Source organism: Pantoea sp. WMus005 (assembly GCF_013415305.1).
Lineage (GTDB): Bacteria > Pseudomonadota > Gammaproteobacteria > Enterobacterales > Enterobacteriaceae > Pantoea > Pantoea rara.
In genome coordinates this window covers 525,920-549,460 of the sequence record NZ_JACBXU010000001.1, presented here as the reverse complement: position 1 = coordinate 549,460, position 23,541 = coordinate 525,920, and the positions used below count along the sequence as shown (strand labels likewise).

Here is a 23,541-nt window from a genome sequence, read left to right as displayed (position 1 = left end):
GCGCGCATAAATACCCGATAACCGGCGTTTCAGGCGTTTTTCAACATCCAGTCGATTTCCGTAGACGTAATCAGCCGCTCAAACTGCATCAGTTCATGATGCTTGCAACTGTGCCAGACCCTGGCAAAACGCTCGCCCAGTAACTTCTGCAACGGATAACTGCTGTCAAATTCATACAGTGCATCGCTCTGGCGGATGGGCAGTGCCAGCCCCTCAGCATGGTGGCCGTTACCGGTGACCGGATGCGGTAGCGGCAACTGGGTATCCAGCCCGTGCAGCATCCCGGCCAGGATAGCCGATACCACCAGATAGGGGTTAGCGTCTGCACCCGCCACGCGATACTCAATACGGTGATTGTCGATATCACCGCAGGGCACGCGCAGCGCGACAGTCCGGTTGTTATGGCCCCACGAAGCCTGTAACGGCACATAGGCGTCCGGGACAAAGCGGCGATAGGCGTTCACATTGGGTGCCAGCAGCGCCATCGAAGCCGGCATCAGGTCGATCATGCCGGCCAGCGCCCGTTTCATCAGCGGAGAATCGCTGCCGTCGTCACAGGCGAAGGCGTTGTGGTCCGCGGCATCCAGCATGCTGATATGCACATGCATCCCGCTGCCCGCATACTCCTCATACGGCTTGGCCATAAAGGTCGCGGTCATACCGTGATTTTCCGCCACCTGACGAATCAGGCGCTTCAGTTGCACCGCGTGGTCGCAGGCACGCAGCACGTCGCGGGTATGATGCAGGTTAATTTCAAACTGTCCGGGCGAGGCTTCCGCCAGCGCGCCATCGGCCGGGATGCCCTGCTGACGCGCCAGATCGTCGATATCGCGCAGCACATCGGCGAAGTGATCGAGGTTATCCACCGAATAAACCTGGCTCTGCATATTGCGTTCATCACTGCCGGGCGAACACGGTGGCTGAATAAAGCCCTCAGCATCGCGCTTTTTGTCCACCAGATAGAACTCCAGCTCTACCGCTACCACCGGGAACAGACCTCGGTTACGCAGCTGTTGCCACAGCCGGTTAAGGACATTCCGGGGTTCAACGTCAAAGGGAGTGCCATCTTGGTTGCACATGGTTAACAACAATTGCGCAATGTGTTGAGGGTCAGAAGCAGAGGGAACTAAGGTACCGGAGACGGGCAGGCAAAGATTATCGGGTTCGCCCAGTGACTGGCCGAGTCCCGCTTCTTCTACTGTGTTGCCGAGGATATCCATGGCAAACACAGAGGCGGGGAAATAACACCCTTTTTCCAGCTTAGACAGCGCAGAGATAGGAATGCGCTTGCCGCGGAATACACCATTTAAATCATTTAACAGGATGTCGACGTACTGCGTTTCAGGATGGCGCTCCAGCCAGGTTTTCACCTCATGCTGGAACGCGCTGGTTCGCTTCTCTTCACTGTGAAGCATAAAGTCTTCTACTTCTACCAGGTTAGTCATGATCTCACCCGCCCCTATTAGGTTTGCGTAATGCTCAAAATAACAGCCACACCACTAACATAGCGCCAACATAAAAAGTGTGCAAATGTAACAAATCTGTTTGAAGAACAACCACCGGATTGCTAGATTGAAAAAATATTGCACACTTAACCGCCAGACGTGCCCTTTCGGTAGATATTTCGACCAGCGATGCGAGGACGTGAGATGGGCATTATTTTTGACAAGCCGTTGATTGGCGTAGTGATGTGCCAGAAAGATCTGGGGGGTCACTTAACCCAGACGGTCCACAACAAGTACATGGATGCGATTGTCCTTGCGGGTGGCGTGCCGCTGGCCCTGCCCCACAGTCTGATGCATGCCCCTCATCTATTAGAAAACGCTATGGCTGTTCTGGATGGCCTGCTGCTGACTGGCAGCCCCAGCAATATCGAACCCTGGCATTATGGCGAAACAGGCGAAGAGCCGCATGCCGATCCCGGCCGGGACCGTCTTGCCTTTCAGTTGGTTACCTGGGCCACCAGCCACAAAATGCCGATGTTCGGGATTTGCCGTGGTATGCAGGAGCTGGTGGTGGCCAATGGGGGTGCGCTGTGGAGGGAGGTCAGCGGGCAGCCGCCGTTTCAGCGTCATCATGAAGATGAGACGCTGCCACTGGATCAGCAGTACGCGCCGGCACATCAGGTCTCTATCGAACCGGATGGCGTGCTGGCGACCTTACTCGACAGTGATAGCCCGCTAAGGGTCAATTCTCTGCATCATCAGGGCGTACGTGAGCCAGGCCCGCAACTGCGCGTTGAAGCGCGCGCGCCGGATGGCCTGATTGAGGCGGTGAGTCTTCGCCATCATCCCTTTGCCCTGGCGGTGCAGTGGCATCCCGAGTGGCAACCGGAAAGCACGGCAGGATCGCAGGCGTTGTTCAGCGGCTTTATTCAGGCCGCCATTCGCTATCACAGGGGAAAAGCAGATGAGTGATGCCACGCTGGCACCGGGACGACGGCTGGCGCAGATCCGGCAGACGATGGGGCTGTCGCAACGTCGGGTTGCCGAACTGGCCGGACTGACCCACAGCGCCATCAGCACCATTGAGCAGGATAAGGTCAGCCCGGCGGTCAGCACGCTGCAGAAGCTGCTGAAAGTTTATGGACTGTCGTTGTCAGAATTCTTCTCGGAACCTAAAGCGGATGCGGAGCCGAAGGTGATTGTCCGTGCCAGCGACCTGCTTGAGATTGGCAGCCAGGGTGTTTCACTGAAGCTGGTCGACAACGGTCGTCCGCAGCGTACGCTGGGTATGCTGCTGGAAACCTATCAACCCGGCGCAAGCACCGGCGAGAAGCTGCGTCATCCCGGCGAGGAGACCGGTACTTTGCTGGAAGGAGAAATTACGCTGGTCATTAACGGACAGCAGTTTCATCTCTCTGCGGGAGAGAGCTATGTAATTGATACTGGCTTACCGCACAGCTTCACCAACCGTGCTGAAATTCCCTGCCGCATTGTCAGTGCCCATACGCCAGCCAACTTTTAGGCGCATTCCGGAGAGTGTTATGAATTATGTGGAGAGTTATTACGCAGCGACTGCCAATCCGCATGCGCCCTGGCCGACCTTACAGGACAGCATTCAGTGTGACGTCTGTATTATTGGCGGCGGTTTTACCGGTCTCTCAGCGGCGCTGCATCTGACCGAGGTCGGCTACGACGTGGTCGTGCTTGAAGCGGCCCGCGTTGGCTTTGGTGCCAGCGGGCGTAACGGTGGTCAGGTGGTGAACTCCTACAGTCGCGACGTGGATGTGATTGAGCAGCGCTACGGCAAAGAAAGCGCCCGCATGCTGGGCGGCATGATGTTTGAAGGCGCTGAGATTATCCGCGATCGCATTAAGCGGTATGCGATTGAGTGCGACTACCGGCCTGGCGGCGTGTTTGCAGCCCTGAATGCGCGCCAGATGGCGCATCTGCAGAAACAGAAAGCGTTGTGGCAACAGTATGGAAATTACGATCTGGAATTGCTGGACGAACGCGGCATTCGCCGCGAAGTCGCCACCGAACGCTACGTTGGTGGACTGCTGGATCGGCGCGGCGGTCATCTGCATCCGCTGAACCTGGCACTGGGTGAAGCAGAGGCCATCCGGCGTCATGGTGGACGCATCTATGAGCAGTCCGCCGCGACAGAGGTGGTTTATGGCACGCCTAACCGGGTGAAAACCGCTCAGGGCGAGGTCAGCGCGACGTTTGTGATCTTCGCCGGTAACGCCTATCTGTCACCGCAACTGGAGCCTCGCCTCAGCAGAAAAAGCATGCCGTGCGGATCGCAGATTGTGGCAACCGAGCCGCTGACGCCTGACCAGGCGTTGTCGCTGATGCCGAATAACTACTGTGTGGAGGATTGCAACTACCTGCTGGATTACTTCCGTCTGACCGCCGACAACCGGCTGCTGTATGGCGGTGGCGTCGTCTATGGCGCGCGCGAACCGGCGGATATTGAAGCGTTAATACGACCCAAGCTGCTCCGCACTTTCCCGCAGTTACAGAACGTGAAGCTGGACTTCAGCTGGAGCGGCAATTTCCTGCTGACTTTGTCGCGTATGCCGCAGTTTGGCCGGCTGGAAAAAAATGTCTATTTCATGCAGGGCGACAGCGGTCACGGCGTGACCAGCACGCATCTCTCCGGCAAGCTGATCAGCGAAGTGTTACGCGGCGACGCCGAACGGTTTGATGCCTTCGCCCGCCTGCCTCACCTGCCGTTTCCTGGTGGCCGGCGCTTTAAAGTGCCGCTGACGGCGATGGGCGCAGTGTGGTATGCGCTAAGGGATCGATTAGGGGTGTGAGACTGAGGGCCAGACTTTGCTGTCTGGCCTGGTGAACACCGGTCTGGCTGCGGGGCACATTCTGCTCTGCAGATGACGCTTTAAAAGTATGTTGTAACTATGAAGGCAATTCAAAGGCGGCGATAATCCAGCGGGGGCGCCCTGCCCCCGCAACAATCCTTGCCGCTTGTTATTCCAGCGGCATCTTCACCGGATCGTCATAGCGGTACTCAAAACCGAGTTCGCTACAGATTCGCGAACCATCAATCAGCTTGCCACTGTCTTTGACGGCTTCTGGCGCGAACTGCGGCGGTTGCAGGCCAAGCTGGCGCGTAACCGCAGGATAGAAGGTGTCACGCGTCGGATGTTTTGGCGCACTAAGGTTGTAAACCCGCCCTCCTTTCGGCGACTGCAGCAGCAGCGTAATCGCCTCGACCACATCATCCAGATGCACCAGATTCACGCCCTGCGAGCCATTCGCTACATCCTGCTTACCCGCCAGGAAGCGGCCCGGATGGCGTTTTGGCCCCACCAGACCGGACAGACGCAGAATATCTACGCTGGTCCCAGGCAGATCGTGCAGCCAGTTCTCCAGTTTAACCAGCGTCTTTCCCGCCACCGTTTCTGCCATCAGCGGGCTGTTTTCCCGCTTAACGCCGGAGCTGCCGCCATAAACTGACGTTGAGCTGGTAAAGATGATGCGCGGCACTTTATACACCAGCGCGGTGTCGACCACATTCTGCACCGCCTGCAGATAGGCCTCGCCACCTTCTGCGGTCCGGCTGGCGGGCAGCGTGACGATCAGCGCATCTACATCGAACAGCGGCTCAATATCGGCGGCATCACACAGCAGTTCCGGCGTCAGTTCCAGCTGGAACGCCTCAATGCCGCAGCGGCGTGCGGCTTCAACACCATCTGGCGTGGTTTTGCTGCCGGTGACCTGCCAGCCTCGCGCGGTTAACGCCGTGGCCAGCGGCATACCCAACCAGCCCAGTCCCACAATCGCGACCTTCTTCATTTTGACTCCTGACGTGAAACATCAACCCTGACTTCACCGTAGTTTGCCCCCGGATTGCAAACCAGAACAACCTGTTTCAGCGCTTTCCGAACCGCCTGTTTAAAAAAGTGTTGCCAAGCGCAGCCATCTTCGCTAGGTTAAACCCCACAAATGAATACTCATTCATCGACGAGATTATTATGACACGCGTTCAGTTCAACCATCATCACCACCATCATCCTGACTAGTCTTTCAGGCGATTGGTGCTGGAAGACTTTCAAGATCTTCCAGTGGTGTGAACGCAAGAGAACCCCCGGAAGATCGTCTTCCGGGGGTTTTTTTATGGGCTGACGTAACCACACATTCAGGACAGGATTAAGAGGACAGGAACCATGTTAGATAACACCCGTTTACGCATAGCTATGCAGAAATCCGGCCGTTTAAGTGATGATTCACGCGAACTGCTGGCGCGCTGCGGCGTTAAAATCAACCTTCAGCAACAGCGCCTGATTGCGTTTGCGGAGAACATGCCGATCGACATCCTGCGTGTGCGTGATGACGATATCCCTGGCCTTGTGATGGATGGCGTAGTGGATTTAGGCATCATCGGTGAGAACGTGCTGGAAGAAGAGCTGCTTTCGCGCCGTGCCCAGGGTGACGATCCGCGTTACTTTACGCTGCGCCGCCTGGACTTCGGCGGCTGCCGTCTGTCGCTGGCGATGGCGACAGACGCCGAATACACCGGCCCGGAATGCCTCGATAAATCCCGTATCGCCACCTCCTATCCACACCTGCTCAAACAGTACCTCGACAAGAAAAACGTCAGCTTCAAAACCTGTTTACTGAACGGCTCTGTAGAAGTGGCGACCCGCGCCGGTCTGGCAGACGCCATCTGCGATCTGGTCTCCACCGGTGCCACGCTGGAAGCCAATGGCCTGCGCGAAGTAGAAGTGATCTACCGTTCAAAAGCGGTGTTGATTCAGCGTGACGGCGAGATGCCTGCCGCCAAGCAGGAGTTGATCGACAAGATGATGACGCGTATTCAGGGCGTGATTAAAGCGCGTGAATCGAAGTACATCATGCTGCACGCGCCGAGTGAACGCCTGGAGGAAGTGATCAGCCTGCTGCCTGGCGCTGAGCGCCCGACCGTCCTGCCGCTGGCAGGCGATGTCAGCCGCGTGGCCATGCACATGGTCAGCAGCGAAACTCTGTTCTGGGAAACCATGGAAAAACTGAAAGCGCTGGGTGCCAGTTCAATTCTGGTGCTGCCTATTGAGAAGATGATGGAGTAAGCCATGGCCTTTTCTACCCCGATTGACTGGCAGCAGTGCACCCCCGAACAGCAGCAGGCGCTGCTGTTACGTCCTGCCATCGCAGCGTCTGAAAACGTCACACTGACAGTGCGTAATGTGCTGGAGCAGGTAAAGCTGAACGGTGATGACGCCCTGCGCGAGTTCAGCGCCCGCTTCGACAACGCGCAGGTGGAAAACCTGCGCGTGACGCCGCAGCAAATCGCAGAAGCCAGCGCTCGCCTGAGTGACGAGCTGAAGCAGGCGATGGCCGTCGCGGTGGGGAATATCGAAACGTTCCACAATGCGCAGATTCTGCCGCCGGTGGATGTGGAAACGCAGCCTGGCGTACGCTGCCAGCAGATCACCCGCCCGGTGAAATCAGTCGGACTCTATATTCCTGGTGGCTCCGCCCCGCTCTTCTCTACTGTGCTGATGCTGGCGACACCTGCCCGTATCGCCGGTTGTGGCCGTGTCGTGCTCTGTTCACCCCCGCCGATTGCCGATGAAATCCTCTATGCCGCGCAACTGTGCGGTGTAGAGGAGGTATTCCAGGTGGGCGGCGCGCAGGCTATCGCCGCGCTGGCCTTCGGCACTGAAACCGTGCCGCGCGTCGACAAGATTTTTGGTCCGGGCAATGCCTGGGTGACCGAAGCGAAACGTCAGGTGAGTCAGCGTCTTGATGGCGCGGCGATTGACATGCCCGCCGGTCCGTCAGAAGTGCTGGTGATTGCTGATGAAGGTGCCACCCCCGCGTTTGTCGCGTCTGATCTGCTCTCACAGGCCGAACATGGCCCCGACTCGCAGGTGATTCTTCTGACGCCGTCGTTAAAGCTGGCCGACGCGGTCGCGGTGGCGGTTGAGCAACAGCTGGCGCAGTTGCCGCGTGCGGCCACGGCGCGTCAGGCGCTGGAGAGCAGCCGCCTGATTGTGGCCCGCGACCTTGAGCAGTGTGTCGCCATCTCTAATCTTTACGGCCCGGAACACCTGATTCTGCAGACCCGCCAGCCGCGCGAACTGGTGGAGTCAATCACCAGCGCCGGTTCGGTATTCTTAGGCGACTGGTCGCCGGAGTCCGCAGGCGACTACGCTTCGGGCACCAACCACGTGTTACCGACCTACGGTTATACCTCGACCTGTTCCAGCCTGGGCCTGGCCGATTTCCAGAAACGCATGACGGTGCAGGAGCTGACGCCGCAGGGCTTCCTGAATCTGGCCGCCACGATTGAAACGCTGGCCGCCGCCGAGCAGCTGGATGCCCACAAAAATGCCGTCACCCTGCGCGTTGCCGCACTGAAGGAGCAAGCATGAGTCAGGATATTGAGCAGCTGGCGCGCGCCAATGTGCGCGCTCTGACGCCCTATATGTCGGCGCGTCGTCTGGGGGGTAACGGCGATGTCTGGCTCAATGCCAACGAGTTTCCGCTGCCGGTGCCATTTGAGCTGTCGCAGCAGACGCTGAACCGCTATCCGGAATGTCAGCCGAAAATAGTGATTGAGCGCTATGCCGCTTACGCAGGATTAACGCCGGAGCAGGTGCTGGTAAGCCGTGGCGCAGATGAAGCCATCGAACTGATCATGCGCGCCTTTTGTGAGCCGGGGCAGGATGCGATTCTGTTCTGCCCACCGACCTATGGCATGTACAGCGTCAGCGCCGAAACCATTGGCATTGAATACCGTACCGTCCCGGCGCTCAGCGACTGGCAGCTGAATCTGCCTGCTATTGCGGAACAGCTGGATGGCGTCAAAGTCGTTTATCTTTGCAGTCCGAACAACCCGACCGGCAACCTGATTAATCAGGACGACATCCACCAGCTGCTGACAATGACTGCCGGTAAAGCGCTGGTGGTGGCCGATGAGGCCTATATTGAGTTCTGCCCGCAGGCAACGCTGACCGGCTGGCTGAAGGATTATCCGCATCTGGTGATCCTGCGTACCCTTTCAAAAGCCTTTGCGCTGGCGGGCCTGCGCTGTGGCTTTGCGCTGGCGAATAAGCCGGTGATCGACCTGCTGATGAAGGTGATCGCGCCCTACCCGCTGGCCACGCCGGTGGCCGATGTGGCCGGTCAGGCACTGAGTGAACAGGGTATTGCGTTAATGCGTGAACATGTTGCAGAGCTGAATGCGAACCGCAGCTGGCTTCTGTCCGAACTGCCTCAGCTGGCCTGCGTTGAGCAGGTTTTCCCCAGCGAGACCAACTATGTGCTGGCGCGCTTTACCGATTCACCAAAAGTCTTCAAAACCTTATGGGATCAGGGCATTATCCTGCGTGATCAGAACAAAAATCCGGGCCTGTCGGGATGCCTGCGCATCTCCATCGGCACGCGTGAAGAGTGCGAACGAGTGATCGCCGCGCTGCAAGCCTTTTCTGTGGAGCAAGCATGAGCCAGAAGACCCTTTTTATTGACCGTGACGGTACATTAATCTCTGAGCCGCCTGAAGATTTTCAGGTGGATCGTCTGGATAAGCTGGCCTTTGAGCCAGACGTTATCCCGGCGCTGCTGGCGCTGCAGGCCGCCGGTTATCGTCTGGTGATGATCACTAACCAGGATGGTCTTGGCACCCCCAGCTTCCCGCAGGCCGATTTCGAGGGCCCGCACAATCTGATGATGCAGGTTCTGACCTCGCAGGGCATCGCGTTTGATGATGTGCTGATCTGCCCGCATATGCCGGATGATCACTGCGACTGCCGCAAGCCGAAAACCAAAATGGTGGAAGCCTGGCTGGCAGAGGGTGCGCTGGATACTGCCAGCAGCTATGTGATTGGCGATCGTCTGACCGATGTGCAGCTGGCGGAGAACATGGGCATTCAGGCTATCCGCTACGGCGCTGATGGCCAGAGCTGGCAGACCATCCAGCAGCGTCTGACCCAGCGCGATCGCCATGCGCTGGTGCAACGCAACACCAAAGAAACCCAGGTGCGGGTTGAACTGTGGCTGGACCGCGAAGGCGGCAGCAAAATTAATACCGGCGTGGGTTTCTTCGACCACATGCTGGACCAGATTGCAGTGCACGGCGGCTTCCGCATGAATATCGAAGTGAAAGGCGATCTCTACATTGACGATCACCACACGGTGGAAGATACCGGTCTGGCGCTGGGCGAAGCGCTGCTGAAAGCGCTGGGCGACAAACGCGGCATCGGCCGTTTTGGTTTTGTGCTGCCGATGGATGAATGTCTGGCGCGCTGTGCGCTGGATATCTCCGGCCGTCCGCACATCGAGTTTAAGGCGGAGTTCAACTATCAGCGCGTGGGCGACCTCAGCACCGAGATGGTTGAGCACTTCTTCAGCTCGCTCTCTTACGCCATGATGAGCACCCTGCATCTGAAAACCAAAGGCAAGAACGACCATCACCGCGTCGAAAGCCTGTTTAAAGCCTTTGGTCGTACGCTACGCCAGGCGATCCGCGTTGAGGGCAATACCCTGCCGAGCTCGAAGGGAGTGCTGTGATGAACGTGGTGATCATGGATACCGGTTGTGCCAACCTCTCCTCGGTGAAATGGGCGATTGAACGTCTGGGCTATACCCCGGAAGTGAGCCGCGATCCTGATGTGGTGCTGCGCGCCGACAAACTGTTCCTGCCAGGCGTGGGCACCGCACAGGCGGCAATGAATCAGCTGGAAGAGCGTGACCTGATCGATCTGGTGAAAGCCTGCACCCAGCCGGTGCTGGGGATTTGCCTGGGTATGCAGCTGCTGGGACGCGGCAGCGATGAAAACGGTGGCGTGCCGACGCTGGGCATTATCGATGAGCCGGTGTCATTAATGGACACCCACGGACTGCCGCTGCCGCACATGGGCTGGAACCAGATTACCGCGCAGGCGGGCAATCATCTGTTCCGTGGCATCGATGAAGGTTGCTACTTTTACTTCGTCCACAGCTACGCGATGCCGGTCAACGCCAGCACCATCGCCCAGTGTCACTACGGTGAAGCCTTCACGGCAGCGGTGCAGAAAGATAACTTCTTCGGCGTCCAGTTCCATCCGGAACGCTCGGGTAAAGCGGGCGCACAGCTGCTGAAAAACTTCCTGGAGATGTAATGATTATCCCCGCGTTAGATTTAATTGACGGCAAAGTGGTTCGTCTGCATCAGGGCGATTATGGTCAGCAGCGCGATTACGGCAGCGATCCGCTGCCCCGTCTGCAGGATTATGTAAGCCAGGGCGCGACCGTGCTGCATCTGGTGGATTTAACCGGTGCGAAAGATCCGGCGAAACGCCAGATTGCGCTGCTGAAAACCCTGCTCAACGGCGTTGATGTCACGGTACAGGTCGGTGGTGGCATTCGCAGCCGGGACGATGTTCACGCGCTGCTGGAAGCCGGCGCAAGTCGTGTGGTGGTTGGTTCCACCGCGGTGAAACAGCCTGAAGAGGTAAAGCAGTGGTTTGCGGAGTTTGGCGCAGAGGCGATTGTGCTCGCGCTGGACGTACGCATTGATGCCAGCAACCGCAAGGAAATAGCGATCAGTGGCTGGCAGGAAGCGGCGGGCGTAACGCTGGAAGAAGTGATTACTGATTTTCAGCAGGTGGGTCTGAAGCACGTGCTGTGCACCGACATTTCGCGCGACGGCACCCTCAGCGGCTCCAATGTTTCACTCTATCAGGAAGTCACGGCGCGCTTCCCGGCAATTGCTTTCCAGTCCTCGGGGGGCATTGGCGATCTCAATGATATCGCCGCCCTGCGCGGCAGCGGCGTTCAGGGCGTAATTGTCGGACGTGCGCTGCTGGAAGATAAATTCACAGTTTCGGAGGCGATCGCATGCTGGCAAAACGGATAATTCCCTGCCTGGACGTACGTGACGGCCAGGTGGTTAAAGGCGTACAGTTTCGCAATCACGAGATCATCGGCGACATCGTGCCGCTGGCGCAGCGCTATGCTGCCGAAGGTGCTGACGAACTGGTGTTCTATGACATCACCGCCTCATCTGATGGCCGCGTCGTCGATAAAAGCTGGGTGTCACGCGTTGCGGAAGTGATCGATATTCCGTTCTGCGTGGCAGGCGGTATTAAAACGCCGGAAGACGCGGCGCGCATTCTGGAGTTTGGTGCGGATAAGATTTCGATTAACTCACCAGCGCTGGCCGATCCCTCACTTATCACCCGCCTCGCGGATCGTTTTGGCGTGCAGTGTATTGTGGTCGGCATCGATACCTGGTTTGACGAAGCCAGTGGCAAGTATCAGGTGAATCAGTACACCGGTGACGAAGCGCGTACCCGCGTGACACAGTGGGAAACGCTGGAGTGGGTGCAGGAAGTGCAGAAGCTGGGCGCCGGCGAGATCGTACTGAACATGATGAATCAGGATGGCGTGCGTAACGGCTATGACCTGGTGCAGCTGAAGAAAATGCGTGAGGTCTGCAACGTCCCGCTGATCGCCTCTGGCGGCGCAGGCACGATGCAGCACTTCCTTGACGCGTTTACTGAGGCAAATGTGGATGGTGCTTTAGCCGCCTCAGTATTCCATAAGCAGATTATTAATATTGGCGAGCTGAAGAGCTTTCTGATCGACAACGGAGTGGAGATTCGCGCGTGCTAACTGAACAACAACAGGCTCTTCTCGATTGGGACAAAACACAGGGCATGATGCCGGTCATCGTTCAGCACAGCGTCTCAGGCGAAGTGCTGATGCATGGCTACATGAACCCAGAGGCGCTGGAAAAAACGCTGGCAGAAGGCAATGTCACCTTTTTCTCCCGCACCAAAAACCGTCTGTGGACCAAAGGCGAGACCTCGGGCAACTTTTTGCAGGTGGTGAGCATTACGCCTGACTGCGACAACGACACGCTGCTGGTGCTGGCGAACCCGATTGGCCCGACCTGCCATCTGGGCACCACCAGCTGCTTTTCACCGGCCGTACCGGAATGGACCTTCCTCTATCAGCTGGAAGAGCTGCTGGCGTCGCGCAAAACGGCCGACCCTGAAAGCTCCTACACCGCACGGCTTTACGCCAGCGGCACCAAGCGCATCGCGCAGAAAGTGGGCGAAGAAGGCGTTGAGACCGCGCTGGCGGCTACCGTCAACGATCGGGATGAGCTGACCAATGAAGCGTCAGACCTGGTTTATCACCTGATGGTGTTGTTGCAGGATCAGGATCTGGACTTCAGTGCCGTGATCAACAACCTGCGCGCCCGCCATAAGTAACGGTGCAATAACCTGCTCAGAATTTCGTTTTTATACGGATTCTGAGCAGAATCCTTCTCAATCCTCACCCCCATCCCGCACAATAACGGCGACTCAAACCTCAGGGAGAGAACCGTGACCACCCATGAAAAATTAATTGCCCTGCTCGACCAGTACCAGGCTCGCTATCGTCTGATGGAGCATGAGGCGACCGGTAAATGTGAAGCCGTTGCGGCAATACGCGGCACCGAAATCGGCCAGGGTGCGAAAGCGCTGGTCTGTCATGTGAAAGGCAATGGCGTGAAACAGCATGTGCTGGCGGTTTTACCGGCCGATCAGCAGGCCGATCTGGGCAAAGTCGCGGCAGCGGTCGGTGGACGACGTGCCTCACTCGCCAGTCCGGCGGAGACCACGCTGCTGACCGGCTGCGTGTCTGGCGCTATCCCGCCGTTCAGCTTTCATCCCGACCTCAGGCTGGTGGTTGACCCCGCGCTGTTTGAACGTTATCCGGAGATTGCGTTTAACGCCGGGCTGCTGGAGCGCTCAGTGATTCTGAACACCGAAGATTACCGGACGCTGTGCACGGCTGACGTGGTGAAGATAACGCAGTAATTGCCATCCCGGCAGGCCGGCGATACTCTGCATAATCACTCATCACGACAGAATAAGAGCAAAATCATGAACATTTTCACTCAACGCCTGCGTCAGACGCTGGCTGTGGCCGTTATGACAGGCTGCGCTTTTGGCGCGCAGGCGAAAATCGAGCAGGTGCGTTTTGCGGTCGATCCAACCTATCCGCCGTTTGAATCGAAAACGCCGCAGGGTAAGCTGGTGGGTTTTGATATCGATCTGGGCAATGCGCTCTGTACCCAGATGCAGGCGAAATGTGTCTGGGTCGAAAGCCAGTTCGACGGCATGATCCCGGCACTGAAGGCGCGGAAATTTGATGCCATTCTGTCCGACATGGGCATTACCGAAGAGCGCCTGAAGCAAATCGATTTTACCGTGCCGCTCTATGACACCCACACCCAGCTGATCGCCCGTAAAGGCGCAGGCATACTGCCAACGGTTGAGTCCCTGAAAGGCAAAACAGTCGGCGTGGAGCAGGGAACGGTACAGGAGCGCTATGCACTGGCGAAATGGCAGCCCCATGGTGTGAACGTTGTGCCTTATGGCGATCAGGCACAGGTGGAAAGCGATCTGGTTTCAGGCCGGCTGGATGCTGTCTTCACTGATGCGGCACAGGCGGCCATTGGCTTCCTGAAGCATCCGCAGGGCAAAGATTTTGAACTGGCTGGCCCGATTATTCAGGATCCGATTATTGGGCCCGGGACGGCAATTGGCCTGCGCAAAGGTGATGCTGAACTGAAAACCGCGCTGGATAACGCCTTCACCGAAATCAAAAAGAACGGCACGTTTGACCAGATTCAAAAGCGCTACTTCGCTACGGATATCTCTATCCAGCAGTAACCTCGCGATCGCCCTTTTTCGTCCTCACCGCGATCCAGAACTATACTTTAACTTTTTCAGGACGGCGCGCTGTCGTCCTTTGCCGATTAAAGGACATTAACACGGTATGCATCAACAACATCATCCACTGTTAAGCGCCTCTTTAGGCACCCAGCGTGAAATTATCAGTTTCCATTTTGCTCCGGACAACGAGCGTCAGGTGTATATCCAGGCTGCGTTGCATGGTGACGAACTGCCCGGTATGGCGGTGGCGTGGTTTCTGAAACAGCGACTGCAGGCACTGGAGTCCGCCGGACAGCTCAAAGCCGCGTTTACGCTGGTTCCGGTTGCGAATCCTCTGGCGCTGGGACAGCACTGGCATGGCACGCATCTGGGTCGCTTCCATACGCTCTCGGGTCAGGATTTTAACCGCCGTTTCCCGTCACTGGGCACCACACTGGCCGCTGGGCTGGCTGAGAGTCTTACGCAGAGTGAGACGCAGAATAAGAGCCTGATCCGTGAGGCAATTGATCGTCATTACCGCGATACCGTGCCGAAAACTGAGCTGGATGCGCAGCGCTACACGCTGATGCGGATGGCCAGTCAGGCGGATCTGATGATTGACCTGCACTGTGACTGGGAAGCCGTACCGCATCTCTACACCACGCCCCATGCCTGGCCGGACATTGAGCCGCTGGCGCGCTGGTTGGGCAGTGAAGTCCAGCTGCTGGCGCAGATCTCTGGCGGTGAGCCGTTTGATGAGGCCTGCTGTGAACCCTGGCTGACGCTGGCAGAGCGGTTTGGCAAAGATTACCCGATGCCGCGTGGATTGCTGCCGGTGACGCTGGAGCTACGTGGTGTGCGTGATGTTTCGCCTGAACAGGCGGAGAAAGATGCGGAGGCCATTATTTCGTCGCTGCAGGAAGGCGGTTATATCGGCTACAGCGAACCGTCGATTTCAGTGGAAGTGGCCGCACCCGTCATTGGCGGTGATGAGCTGGTCCCGGCGAGCGCGGGCGGTGACGATATCGTGGCAATCAATGACGGGCCGATTGGATTAAACGTACCCGACCTGGCTGAAGCACCGGGAGAGACTGGCGTAATCAAAGAGCGTCACAGCGAAGGATCGGCGGCGGCTTCCCCTGCCCTGAAAAATCCACCTACGCCGTTAGCGGGCTGTGAATACATTCATTCACCGGTGTCAGGTCTGATTCTGCATCGTAAGCCACTGGGCGCACTGATTCGTCCGGGAGAAGTGGTGGCTGAGATTGTCGATCCAGTGACCGACCAGATCACGCCTCTGGTGGCAGAATATGGCGGTATTCTCTATGCGAGACACTGGGTGAGATTTGCAACGGCAGGCATGCTGGTGGTGCGGCTGGCGGGTGAGAAGGAGATTCGGAGCGGGGATTTGCTGGTAGGATAAAAAAAGGGCTTCCCGAGGGAAGCCCTTTTTAGTGCTTAATCTAACCACTCGGTGTGGAACACACCGTCTTTATCAATGCGCTTATAAGTATGCGCACCGAAGTAGTCACGCTGCGCCTGAATCAGGTTGGCAGGCAGCACTTCTGAACGGTAGCTGTCGTAGTAAGCAATCGCCGCAGAGAAGGTCGGAGTCGGGATGCCGTTCTGAATCGCGTAAGAAACCACATCACGCAGCGCCTGCTGATACTGATCCGCGATATCTTTGAAATATGGCGCCAGCAACAGGTTAGCGATGCCTGCATCTGCTTCATAAGCATCAGTAATCTTCTGCAGGAACTGGGCACGGATGATGCAGCCAGCGCGGAAGATTTTAGCGATTTCACCGTAGTGCAGATCCCAGTTGTTCTCTTCTGACGCTGCGCGCAGCTGTGAGAAGCCCTGCGCATAAGAGACGATTTTACCCAGGTAAAGTGCACGACGAACTTTCTCGATGAACTCTGCTTTGTCACCGGTGAACGCTTTAGCCTGTGGCCCGCTCAGTACTTTAGAGGCTGCCACACGCTGCGTTTTCAGTGAGGAGAGATAACGAGCGAAGACGGACTCAGTAATCAGTGACAGAGGTTCACCAAGATCAAGTGAGCTCTGGCTGGTCCATTTACCGGTGCCTTTGTTAGCGGCTTCATCCAGAATTACATCAACCAGGTATTTACCTTCTTCGTCTTTCTTGGTGAAGATATCTTTGGTGATGTCGATCAGGTAGCTGCTCAGCTCGCCGTTGTTCCACTCGGTGAAGGTTTCAGCCAGCTCTTCGTTGTTCAGGCCCAGTGCGCCTTTCAGCAGAGCATACGCTTCTGCGATCAGCTGCATGTCACCATACTCAATGCCGTTGTGAACCATCTTCACATAGTGGCCCGCGCCGTCCGGACCGATGTAAGCCACACAGGCTTCGCCATCTTCTGCACGTGCTGCAATCTTATCCAGAATCGGTGCAACCAGCTCGTAGGCTTCTTTCTGGCCGCCAGGCATGATGGATGGGCCTTTCAGTGCGCCCTCTTCACCACCGGAAACACCGGTACCGATGAAGTTAAAGCCCTGGTCAGACAGCTCTTTGTTACGACGGATGGTGTCTTTATAGAAGGTGTTACCGCCGTCGATCAGAATATCGCCTTTATGCAGATGTGGAGTCAGCGAGGCGATAGTCTTGTCAGTCGCTTCACCCGCCTGAACCATCAGCAGGATACGACGAGGTTTTTCCAGCGATTCGACAAACTCTTCAACGGTATAGAAAGGAGCAAGCTTCTTGCCCTGGTTCTCGGCGATGACTTCATCAGTCTTTTCGCGTGAACGGTTGAAGATTGAAACAGTGTAACCGCGGCTCTCAATGTTAAGAGCCAGATTGCGGCCCATCACTGCCATACCTACAACGCCGATCTGTTGCTTGGACATTACATACTCCTGTCTGTGGTCTCGCATGGTGTTACCCGTAACACCACTTTGTAAGTGATCAGTATGTTAACTCAGGATAGCGGATTAGAGGTAATGAATGGTGCGGTCGCGTGATGAAATTATGTTAAGAAAAATCAACCTAATAGGTTAGTGATACTAAACGCGGTTTATCAGTTCAAAAGGCATAAAAAGTTAAAAAACAATGTTAGCCAGCAGGCATCAACCTTAATGAGCATTGATGCCTGACGAACAGTTAAAGTGAGGTAATATCAACCACTTTAAAACCTTGTGCATTAGCTACTGCACCAGTGACCCTTTCGACACTGTGAGCAAGAGTGCCATCTAGCTGACCCGCCTCAAGTTCAAACTCTTCTTCATCCAATAAATTGCTGGCTAAAGGATCGAGAGCATCTTTCCTGAACCAGAACATTGAACCAGCCGGGAAGCTGGTTTTAAATGTTTTAAACAATTCTGGTGAATCCATTCTTGTAAAGAGCTTTTCGAGCCAATATCTGTTGCCCAAATTTATTTCAGGAATGGAAAGATCAGTAATGGAATTTCTTGGTGCAATTATTCCTATATCATCATGAAGCTCAAAATGGTTGATGATTTTGGAGACATGTTCGCGAGATCCAAGAAGATCTGCGAAAAGACTTTCACGCCATTGCTGGCCATCAACCCGATGAGGTGATTTTTTAGTATGAACTTTACAAATATATTTATAACCGAAACCATCAGCGACTTTGAGCGCCTTTATGAAAGGTCGAATATCCCGTCCCCGATTATCCACCATCACAAAAAACACATTAGCAAATGATGCTTTTATTTTCTCAAGAGTGCTTAATTTAACATCACTTCGCATGGTAATAATGAGATCAAGCTTATCTTGATACTGAGCAATATATTTTTCGACCAATTCGCAAGCCAAATCTTCATAATAAGCATGCAGAATAACAGCAGATTTGAAGCGGGGTTTAAATTCCTGATTAATATCTGCAATAAGTTGATTATCGCAATCATATTTCAAGAGTGAATTACGCAAAATATTTGCTGTAGCATGTAAATATGCATAGCCATTATGACGATCAGGCTCAAGATGTGCACCTTCAGCCCATTCATTCCAGGCGTTGACAAACACAAGGCGTTCTTCAGGTTTGCGTTTCATTGTGGTTTTAATAGCACTATCAAGCCACTTAGCATAGAGCTCAGGTTTAGCATTATAGAAAGAGAAACCTTGAGTAGGCTTTCTGGCTTCATTATCCCATGATGGCATTACTGCTTTGAAACAGGTGAAATTCTCATTATCAATCTTACCTGCTCGCAACGCCAACTCTTCGTAGTCATACACCCGACCAGAAAAGTTCTTATTTAATGGCGTGATGCTATCCGTAATATCTTTTGCGCCAATTTGATGAGGTGGGAATTCAACAATAGCATCAAAGTCATAAGGTTGCGGACTTGAGACATCAAAGGCATTGACGACAACCAGGTAAAGACCGGGTAATCCATTTTTAATGGCATGCTCACGCCAGCGTTTACCCGTCTCCTTGGCATCAGGAAGTGAGCTTGCACGATAAAGAATAAGCAGCGGCTTACCATCCACTCTAATATAACGCTCATCCTTAAGTGCAGGCATGATATCATCTAAAAAGGCAATATCATCTTCTGGAGAATGATTTTGAGAAATCAAAACATCATTTTCAAGGCCGTCCCAACGACGTGTCCAGTTCTCATTAGCCCAACATAAACAAAAATCAATATCGAGCGATTTATCCTTAAGAAAATTCTGTACAGGCGTTTCCATGAGACGCTTTCCACCAAACCAGTAATGATGGAAGCAAAAACCGTTGACCCCATACTGCTTAGCAAGATCAATTTGCTGGCGCATGACCTGGGGTAAACGTAAATCATAAAATCCGAGTTCGCCAGGTAAGCGTGGCTGCTGATGCCCAAGATATTGCGGCCTTGCTTTAGTCACATTTGTCCATTCAGTAAAACCTTCACCCCACCACTCGTTATTTTCTTTGAATGGATGAAATTGCGGGAGATAGTAGGCAATAACCTTTACGGGTAAATCAATACCTTCGAGACTATCAAGCGCCTTAGGTACATAATGGCTTTGTTCGTTAACTTTCAATGAAGCTTTTTTGAAATCAGTTTTTAACCAAGCCTCAATTAGCGAAGACCTATCGTTGATAGACGTTTCATCAAAGGTATTTGCAGAATTAGGATTATAAGCATAAATGCCAGGGTTATTATTCTTATAGGCTGACTGTAGTCTGCTATAGACAGCTTTAACTCCTTCTTCCCTATAAAGCTTCGAGACCAGTTTAATACGATATTTTAAAAGATCGCGATCTCCAGAGGATAACATCTTTCTTGCAAAACGATAGATTTTCAACGTCAACACCCTTATCTGATTTCAGATTGCCAGTTTAATATTTATTCAGCGATTTAGCAGACCGACTGAAAAATGAAGCTAATTTCCATGCTCTTGATGAAGTGATTTTCTGTAATTTATCCGTCTTTACTTTAATCTCTTCCGTAAGTTTTTCTTCTCTGGATTTTTGCTCAGCGGCAACGCTAAGAAGATTGTCAATTTGCGCCTGCAACCGCGAACAGGATTCTTGTGCATCTATCAACTCTTTCTCTTTTACATCCAATAAAGTATTCTTACCAAATATCTCTTCGCCTTTCTCCTTAATCTGCTTTTCGACATCCTTAATTTGATTTTCAACATTGGTTACAGTTGATGAGAGATCCTGATTAGAATTATAGACTCTGGCGAGTTCGCTTTTATAATCATTCAAGAAATCACGGACAACGAAAAACGAATTTTTATAGCGCTCAAAAAGATCATTATTATCAACGTTTACTACTTTCGAAACCAGAGCAACCTCTTGTTTTAAGTATTCATTAAAATGCTCTTCGGTTAGCTCTGGGAAAATTTGCGTTACTATAAACTTTGTGGTGGTAAATACATTAGAATCTGACAAATCTTTTGTAGGAGCGATGGATGTCACTCGTAATAATGAGTTGAACACGCCTCTGAAAACCAAATATGAAAGCATCAATGGCGTATCAGAGCTTAATTCCAAATCAAATATTTTGTAACCTTGCTCCGTTTTAATAATATTAAACGGAGTTGCGTCCAGATATTCAGGAGGAAGCTCAGTGTTCCATGTCCAGGAATCCGAATCATTTCCAGTAATCAGTGCTTTACTAATCCAGAGTTTGGCCCATTCAACAACAGTGCTTAGTTGCCATCCGTGTTTATTTATAATACTTACCAAGCTTAACCACAGGCTTTCACCTTGATGGAAAGGCTCTTCGTTAATAAACTCACCAGAGATTTTGTAACTTTCAATCTTATAATTGCCATTAACTTCAAGAAACTTTATTTTCTTCTGACTATCGTTAATTCTGGCATCGGAATAGTACCATGCTAATGTATTATCGCTTTCGTGACTTACCTGTGCGACCGAAGCGATCATCAAAAACGAATTTGACAAATCCGATGCAAGCTCATTATTCCAAATTATTTTAGTTGATTCTTCTAATGAGAATGTATAAGAATCCGGTGCCTGAGCATCCTTATGATGGACTTCGCTTACTAAAGGATAAATTACAGAACTTCGTTTTTGATGTCCATAAGGAGTAATCACCAGAGTAGGAAGCTTATAGTCAGGAAAAGGCAAAAATTCCTCAACGTTGCTAAATCCTACATTTTTCATCATTTGGAGTAGTTCCACTCTACCAAAAGTGCGGACACCATTAATATGATAGGCATTGTTGATACCCACCATTGGTATACCCAAATGATCCTCCTTGGCCCCGGACAAGTACTTCATGCCGAGTTGGTTCTCAATGGCTACAAATAATGAACCATCTGATGTTAATCTCTTCTTGCAGAATGACAAAAGTGATAACTGCCCCTCACTCCCCAAGAAACATTGAGCATATTCAAGGACGCCGATTAACAAGACATAATCAAATTCACCAATATCTGGAATTTTATCGCTAGAACAATTGATTACAGTAACATTTGATAAGTCTTTGCAGCGATTGCGTGTTATTGATGCCCTTCTTTTACTGCCTTCGATGGCAATGACTTCAGCGCCAGCTTCAGCTATGAAACGTGTTATCGCACCACAGCCACATCCAATCTCCAGAACACGCTTACCCTTGAATTTTTTCCCGAAAGGTCTCAGTAAGTTAGATCTTTTTGAAGTTAAATGATATTGTGAAGGCCAGTCTTTTATATACCCAGCGAGCTCCTGCGAAAGCACGGAACAGTCCTGAGCCTTGGTAACGACATCTAAAATATAGTTTTCGTGATAATCGCCGTCATTATAATTGAATTCCTGCTGATCTTTTTCGATCCAGATATTAATTTCAGCATCATAAACAAAATCAGACGATAACAGTACCGTTGAAAGTTTTTCTTTATTCACAGTTAATCGAAGCCTCTAAATTTACCAGACCTAAAAACTCTGGGGTAGGTTCTACTGTAATATGAATTGAATCATATCTCCGATCGTGCGGAACTACCTCTCCTGATGTATCATAGCTGGCAAGGCCTATTGAAATAAAATAGTCGCCCTGGAAAAGGCGCATTGGCATTTCAATATTAACTATATGTGACTTTCCTTCTTCTCCAACTTCAATAAAAGGTATTTCTAATATATTTGTGTTGGTATTATAAATTGTCACCCCCTCTTTGGTTTTAACAGCAAAACCAAATATAGGCCTGAAAATGGTCAAGTTGAATTTAACAAGAAACTTAAGTTTGATACTTCCATTACCCGATACACTGAACGGATAGAGGTGCTCACCTTGAACGATTGAGAAATCCTGAATCTCAGCAGCCCTGTCGCCCCAGCGGAATTCGTTGGAATTGTAATTATTACGTTTTTCGAAGCCATTTTCTTCTAAAGCGACGACAGGCTCAATCTCCTGACTTACATTAAACCTTTCAGTCTGGTCTTTTTCAATCTTGCTGGCTGACTTAAGATGATTATCCTCTTTGCTTCGCTTCGCATTGGATGAGGATGACTTTCCAAAAAGTAGATCGAGATACTTATTAACAATATCTTTTGGAGCACCGTTATCTACAATTGAACCATCGTTAAGTAGTATTGCTTTATCACAGTGGGTAATGATCTGTTCAGTTGCATGGGATACAAAAAGAATTGATGTACCATCATTTTTAAGTTGTTTCAGTCTGGCAAAGCATTTTGCCTGAAACTTAGCATCCCCGACGGCTAATGCCTCATCAACAATTAATATCTCTGGATCAATTTGCGCCTGTACAGCAAATGCAAGACGAACCATCATTCCGCTTGAATAAGTTTTAACAGGGTTATTAATAAAATGCCCAATGTCGGCAAAAGATAAGATATCATCTAACTTAGTATCAATTTCTTCTTTAGTCAGACCTAAGAGTGCACCGTTTAGATAGACATTTTCACGTCCAGTAAAATCGCCATTAAATCCAGCCCCTAATTCAAGTAAGGCAGCGACACGTCCTTGAATATTTACAGATCCTTGGGTAGGGGACAATGTGCCTGCAATAATCTGCAATAGAGTTGACTTACCGGAGCCATTTCGTCCGACCACACCCAGTGTTTCGCCTTTGGGTAAATTAAAACTTATATCCTGAAGCGCCCAAAATTCTTCATGGTATACCCGGGGTACTTTACCAAGTTTACGTTCAATATTAGGTACTATAAATTGCTTGAGTCTTCTGACAGGACTATCGAAGACCTGATAGCATTTGCTAACATCGATTATTTCTAATGCATTATCTTTAGATAACATCAGCAAATCCCTTACGTGTTTTCTGGAACCAGAAGTAACTAAACCATAATATTACTGTTGAGATACAACCATATATTAACAGTCCATTAAAATCAGGCAGCCTACCCCAGATAACAACTTCCCTGGTTTGCTCGATTATGAATGTCAATGGATTGGATAATATGATGACCTGATATTTCTGAGGCACAGAAGAAAGTGGATAAAAAACAGGCGAAAGGAAAAGTATTACCGTAATTAACAACGTTATAAACTGTCCCAAATCCCTGATAAATACGCCCAGCGAAGAAATCAAAAAACTTAAAGCTAATACTAAAATCAATACGGGAATAAATACAACAGGAAGCAATACCGCCGTCCAGTGGATATATCCATTCGCAAAAGTAAATGCCAGTAACAGTACAAAAATGTTGATTAACGCCTGAAAGCATGCAGACAACAAAGCTATTACAGGAAAAGAATCAAGTGGGAAAACAACTTTTTTGACATAATTAGCATTGTTAAGTATTAACGTGGGTGATTTAGTCAGCACCTCGCCAAATATTCCATGCACAATTAGCCCAGCGAAAAGGATAATAGCAAACTGTGCTTTTGACTCATTTGCCGCAGCATTCCCCCAGCGTGCATTAAACACTTCTGAAAACACGAGTGTATATACAGCCAGCATAAAAACAGGGTTTATGAAAGACCAGAAGATGCCCATCACCGACCCTTTATATCTGCTTATAACATCGCGTTTGGTCATTTCGAAAATAATA

Annotated in this window: 22 protein-coding genes and 1 other annotated feature; of the genes, 15 read left to right on the top strand and 7 right to left on the bottom strand. The window is 51.9% G+C overall.

The annotated features are described in order from the left end of the window. Positions 1–29: 29 nt before the first annotated feature. Positions 30–1,445: a glutamine synthetase family protein gene (locus HZZ01_RS02380; RefSeq protein ID WP_218928045.1), complete on the bottom strand. Its 1,416-nt coding sequence runs from the start codon at positions 1,443–1,445 to the stop codon at positions 30–32. 204 nt (positions 1,446–1,649) lie between these two features. On the opposite strand from HZZ01_RS02380, the gene puuD reads away from it, so the two are divergent. Genes puuD through HZZ01_RS02365 form a run of 3 tightly spaced genes read left to right on the top strand, consistent with a single transcriptional unit; the run spans position 1,650 to position 4,264 of the window. Further along, positions 1,650–2,417 carry a gamma-glutamyl-gamma-aminobutyrate hydrolase gene (gene puuD / locus HZZ01_RS02375; RefSeq protein ID WP_179895345.1) on the top strand — a complete coding sequence of 256 codons (768 nt, stop codon included), beginning with the start codon at positions 1,650–1,652 and terminating at the stop codon, positions 2,415–2,417. Next, entirely contained in the window at positions 2,410–2,967 is a 558-nt protein-coding gene (gene puuR, locus HZZ01_RS02370; RefSeq protein WP_179895344.1) for an HTH-type transcriptional regulator PuuR, read from the top strand. Before puuD ends, puuR begins: the two co-directional genes overlap by 8 nt. 19 nt (positions 2,968–2,986) lie before the next feature. Further along, positions 2,987–4,264, top strand: coding sequence for an FAD-binding oxidoreductase (locus HZZ01_RS02365; RefSeq protein WP_179895343.1), 1,278 nt, complete (start codon positions 2,987–2,989; stop codon positions 4,262–4,264). 169 nt (positions 4,265–4,433) lie between these two features. Here HZZ01_RS02365 and HZZ01_RS02360 read toward each other — a convergent pair whose 3' ends face one another. Further along, the gene (locus HZZ01_RS02360) at positions 4,434–5,261 is read right to left on the bottom strand and encodes an SDR family oxidoreductase (protein ID WP_179895342.1); all 828 of its coding nucleotides are present in this window, start codon (positions 5,259–5,261) and stop codon (positions 4,434–4,436) included. A gap of 179 nt (positions 5,262–5,440) precedes the next feature. Between HZZ01_RS02360 and hisL the strand changes: the two genes are divergently transcribed. The 12 genes from hisL to HZZ01_RS02300 all read left to right on the top strand — a co-directional run bounded on the left by hisL (position 5,441) and on the right by HZZ01_RS02300 (position 15,521). Then, positions 5,441–5,488, top strand: a complete 48-nt coding sequence (gene hisL, locus HZZ01_RS02355) for a his operon leader peptide (protein ID WP_100396937.1) — start codon at positions 5,441–5,443, stop codon at positions 5,486–5,488. Further along, positions 5,464–5,584 (top strand) — a sequence feature (His leader region). Its footprint overlaps the gene before it by 25 nt. A 48-nt stretch (positions 5,585–5,632) precedes the next feature. Next, positions 5,633–6,532: an ATP phosphoribosyltransferase gene (hisG, locus tag HZZ01_RS02350; RefSeq protein ID WP_179895341.1), complete on the top strand. Its 900-nt coding sequence runs from the start codon at positions 5,633–5,635 to the stop codon at positions 6,530–6,532. A gap of 3 nt (positions 6,533–6,535) precedes the next feature. After that, on the top strand, positions 6,536–7,840 hold the full coding sequence (hisD, locus tag HZZ01_RS02345) for a histidinol dehydrogenase (protein ID WP_179895340.1): 1,305 nt from the start codon (positions 6,536–6,538) through the stop codon (positions 7,838–7,840). Beyond that, positions 7,837–8,913, top strand: coding sequence for a histidinol-phosphate transaminase (gene hisC, locus HZZ01_RS02340; protein ID WP_179895339.1), 1,077 nt, complete (start codon positions 7,837–7,839; stop codon positions 8,911–8,913). The genes hisD and hisC overlap by 4 nt, the downstream gene beginning before the upstream one ends. Further along, positions 8,910–9,977, top strand: a complete 1,068-nt coding sequence (hisB, locus tag HZZ01_RS02335; RefSeq protein ID WP_179895338.1) for a bifunctional histidinol-phosphatase/imidazoleglycerol-phosphate dehydratase HisB — start codon at positions 8,910–8,912, stop codon at positions 9,975–9,977. The genes hisC and hisB overlap by 4 nt, the downstream gene beginning before the upstream one ends. Beyond that, positions 9,977–10,567, top strand: a complete 591-nt coding sequence (gene hisH, locus HZZ01_RS02330; protein WP_008926061.1) for an imidazole glycerol phosphate synthase subunit HisH — start codon at positions 9,977–9,979, stop codon at positions 10,565–10,567. The genes hisB and hisH overlap by 1 nt, the downstream gene beginning before the upstream one ends. Further along, entirely contained in the window at positions 10,567–11,304 is a 738-nt protein-coding gene (hisA, locus tag HZZ01_RS02325) for a 1-(5-phosphoribosyl)-5-[(5-phosphoribosylamino)methylideneamino]imidazole-4-carboxamide isomerase (protein WP_179895337.1), read from the top strand. The genes hisH and hisA overlap by 1 nt, the downstream gene beginning before the upstream one ends. Further along, on the top strand, positions 11,286–12,062 hold the full coding sequence (gene hisF, locus HZZ01_RS02320) for an imidazole glycerol phosphate synthase subunit HisF (protein WP_004571310.1): 777 nt from the start codon (positions 11,286–11,288) through the stop codon (positions 12,060–12,062). The genes hisA and hisF overlap by 19 nt, the downstream gene beginning before the upstream one ends. Continuing rightward, entirely contained in the window at positions 12,056–12,667 is a 612-nt protein-coding gene (hisIE, locus tag HZZ01_RS02315; protein WP_179895336.1) for a bifunctional phosphoribosyl-AMP cyclohydrolase/phosphoribosyl-ATP diphosphatase HisIE, read from the top strand. The genes hisF and hisIE overlap by 7 nt, the downstream gene beginning before the upstream one ends. 114 nt (positions 12,668–12,781) lie before the next feature. Beyond that, positions 12,782–13,258 carry a YbaK/prolyl-tRNA synthetase associated domain-containing protein gene (locus HZZ01_RS02310; RefSeq protein ID WP_179895335.1) on the top strand — a complete coding sequence of 159 codons (477 nt, stop codon included), beginning with the start codon at positions 12,782–12,784 and terminating at the stop codon, positions 13,256–13,258. A gap of 66 nt (positions 13,259–13,324) precedes the next feature. Continuing rightward, positions 13,325–14,116, top strand: coding sequence for an ABC transporter substrate-binding protein (locus HZZ01_RS02305; RefSeq protein WP_179895334.1), 792 nt, complete (start codon positions 13,325–13,327; stop codon positions 14,114–14,116). Positions 14,117–14,222: 106 nt separating this feature from the next. Further along, positions 14,223–15,521, top strand: coding sequence for a succinylglutamate desuccinylase/aspartoacylase family protein (locus HZZ01_RS02300; protein WP_179895333.1), 1,299 nt, complete (start codon positions 14,223–14,225; stop codon positions 15,519–15,521). Positions 15,522–15,556: 35 nt separating this feature from the next. Here HZZ01_RS02300 and gndA read toward each other — a convergent pair whose 3' ends face one another. The 5 genes from gndA to HZZ01_RS02275 form a co-directional block, all read right to left on the bottom strand. After that, positions 15,557–16,966 carry an NADP-dependent phosphogluconate dehydrogenase gene (gene gndA / locus HZZ01_RS02295; protein WP_179895332.1) on the bottom strand — a complete coding sequence of 470 codons (1,410 nt, stop codon included), beginning with the start codon at positions 16,964–16,966 and terminating at the stop codon, positions 15,557–15,559. Between the two features lie 253 nt (positions 16,967–17,219). Next, positions 17,220–19,367 carry a glycoside hydrolase family 99-like domain-containing protein gene (locus tag HZZ01_RS02290; protein ID WP_179895331.1) on the bottom strand — a complete coding sequence of 716 codons (2,148 nt, stop codon included), beginning with the start codon at positions 19,365–19,367 and terminating at the stop codon, positions 17,220–17,222. Between the two features lie 34 nt (positions 19,368–19,401). Further along, complete coding sequence (locus HZZ01_RS02285; protein ID WP_179895330.1) at positions 19,402–21,420, bottom strand: class I SAM-dependent methyltransferase; 2,019 nt, start codon at positions 21,418–21,420, stop codon at positions 19,402–19,404. Next, the gene (locus HZZ01_RS02280) at positions 21,413–22,786 is read right to left on the bottom strand and encodes an ABC transporter ATP-binding protein (protein ID WP_179895329.1); all 1,374 of its coding nucleotides are present in this window, start codon (positions 22,784–22,786) and stop codon (positions 21,413–21,415) included. Before HZZ01_RS02280 ends, HZZ01_RS02285 begins: the two co-directional genes overlap by 8 nt. Further along, the gene (locus tag HZZ01_RS02275; RefSeq protein WP_255434176.1) at positions 22,776–23,528 is read right to left on the bottom strand and encodes an ABC transporter permease; all 753 of its coding nucleotides are present in this window, start codon (positions 23,526–23,528) and stop codon (positions 22,776–22,778) included. The genes HZZ01_RS02280 and HZZ01_RS02275 overlap by 11 nt, the downstream gene beginning before the upstream one ends. Between the last annotated feature and the right edge of the window lie 13 nt (positions 23,529–23,541).

What these genes read in the sequence shown, in the direction of transcription:
- hisF (WP_004571310.1), top strand. Translation starts at nt 11,286, where the DNA reads ATGCTGGCAAAACGGATAATTCCCTGCCTGGACGTACGTGACGGCCAG.
- HZZ01_RS02275 (WP_255434176.1), bottom strand. Translation starts at nt 23,528, where the DNA reads ATGACCAAACGCGATGTTATAAGCAGATATAAAGGGTCGGTGATGGGC.
- HZZ01_RS02305 (WP_179895334.1), top strand. Translation starts at nt 13,325, where the DNA reads ATGAACATTTTCACTCAACGCCTGCGTCAGACGCTGGCTGTGGCCGTT.
- gndA (WP_179895332.1), bottom strand. Translation starts at nt 16,966, where the DNA reads ATGTCCAAGCAACAGATCGGCGTTGTAGGTATGGCAGTGATGGGCCGC.
- hisG (WP_179895341.1), top strand. Translation starts at nt 5,633, where the DNA reads ATGTTAGATAACACCCGTTTACGCATAGCTATGCAGAAATCCGGCCGT.
- HZZ01_RS02380 (WP_218928045.1), bottom strand. Translation starts at nt 1,445, where the DNA reads ATGACTAACCTGGTAGAAGTAGAAGACTTTATGCTTCACAGTGAAGAG.
- hisC (WP_179895339.1), top strand. Translation starts at nt 7,837, where the DNA reads ATGAGTCAGGATATTGAGCAGCTGGCGCGCGCCAATGTGCGCGCTCTG.
- hisD (WP_179895340.1), top strand. Translation starts at nt 6,536, where the DNA reads ATGGCCTTTTCTACCCCGATTGACTGGCAGCAGTGCACCCCCGAACAG.
- hisH (WP_008926061.1), top strand. Translation starts at nt 9,977, where the DNA reads ATGAACGTGGTGATCATGGATACCGGTTGTGCCAACCTCTCCTCGGTG.
- HZZ01_RS02300 (WP_179895333.1), top strand. Translation starts at nt 14,223, where the DNA reads ATGCATCAACAACATCATCCACTGTTAAGCGCCTCTTTAGGCACCCAG.
- puuR (WP_179895344.1), top strand. Translation starts at nt 2,410, where the DNA reads ATGAGTGATGCCACGCTGGCACCGGGACGACGGCTGGCGCAGATCCGG.
- HZZ01_RS02365 (WP_179895343.1), top strand. Translation starts at nt 2,987, where the DNA reads ATGAATTATGTGGAGAGTTATTACGCAGCGACTGCCAATCCGCATGCG.
- hisB (WP_179895338.1), top strand. Translation starts at nt 8,910, where the DNA reads ATGAGCCAGAAGACCCTTTTTATTGACCGTGACGGTACATTAATCTCT.
- HZZ01_RS02280 (WP_179895329.1), bottom strand. Translation starts at nt 22,786, where the DNA reads ATGTTATCTAAAGATAATGCATTAGAAATAATCGATGTTAGCAAATGC.
- hisA (WP_179895337.1), top strand. Translation starts at nt 10,567, where the DNA reads ATGATTATCCCCGCGTTAGATTTAATTGACGGCAAAGTGGTTCGTCTG.
- HZZ01_RS02360 (WP_179895342.1), bottom strand. Translation starts at nt 5,261, where the DNA reads ATGAAGAAGGTCGCGATTGTGGGACTGGGCTGGTTGGGTATGCCGCTG.
- puuD (WP_179895345.1), top strand. Translation starts at nt 1,650, where the DNA reads ATGGGCATTATTTTTGACAAGCCGTTGATTGGCGTAGTGATGTGCCAG.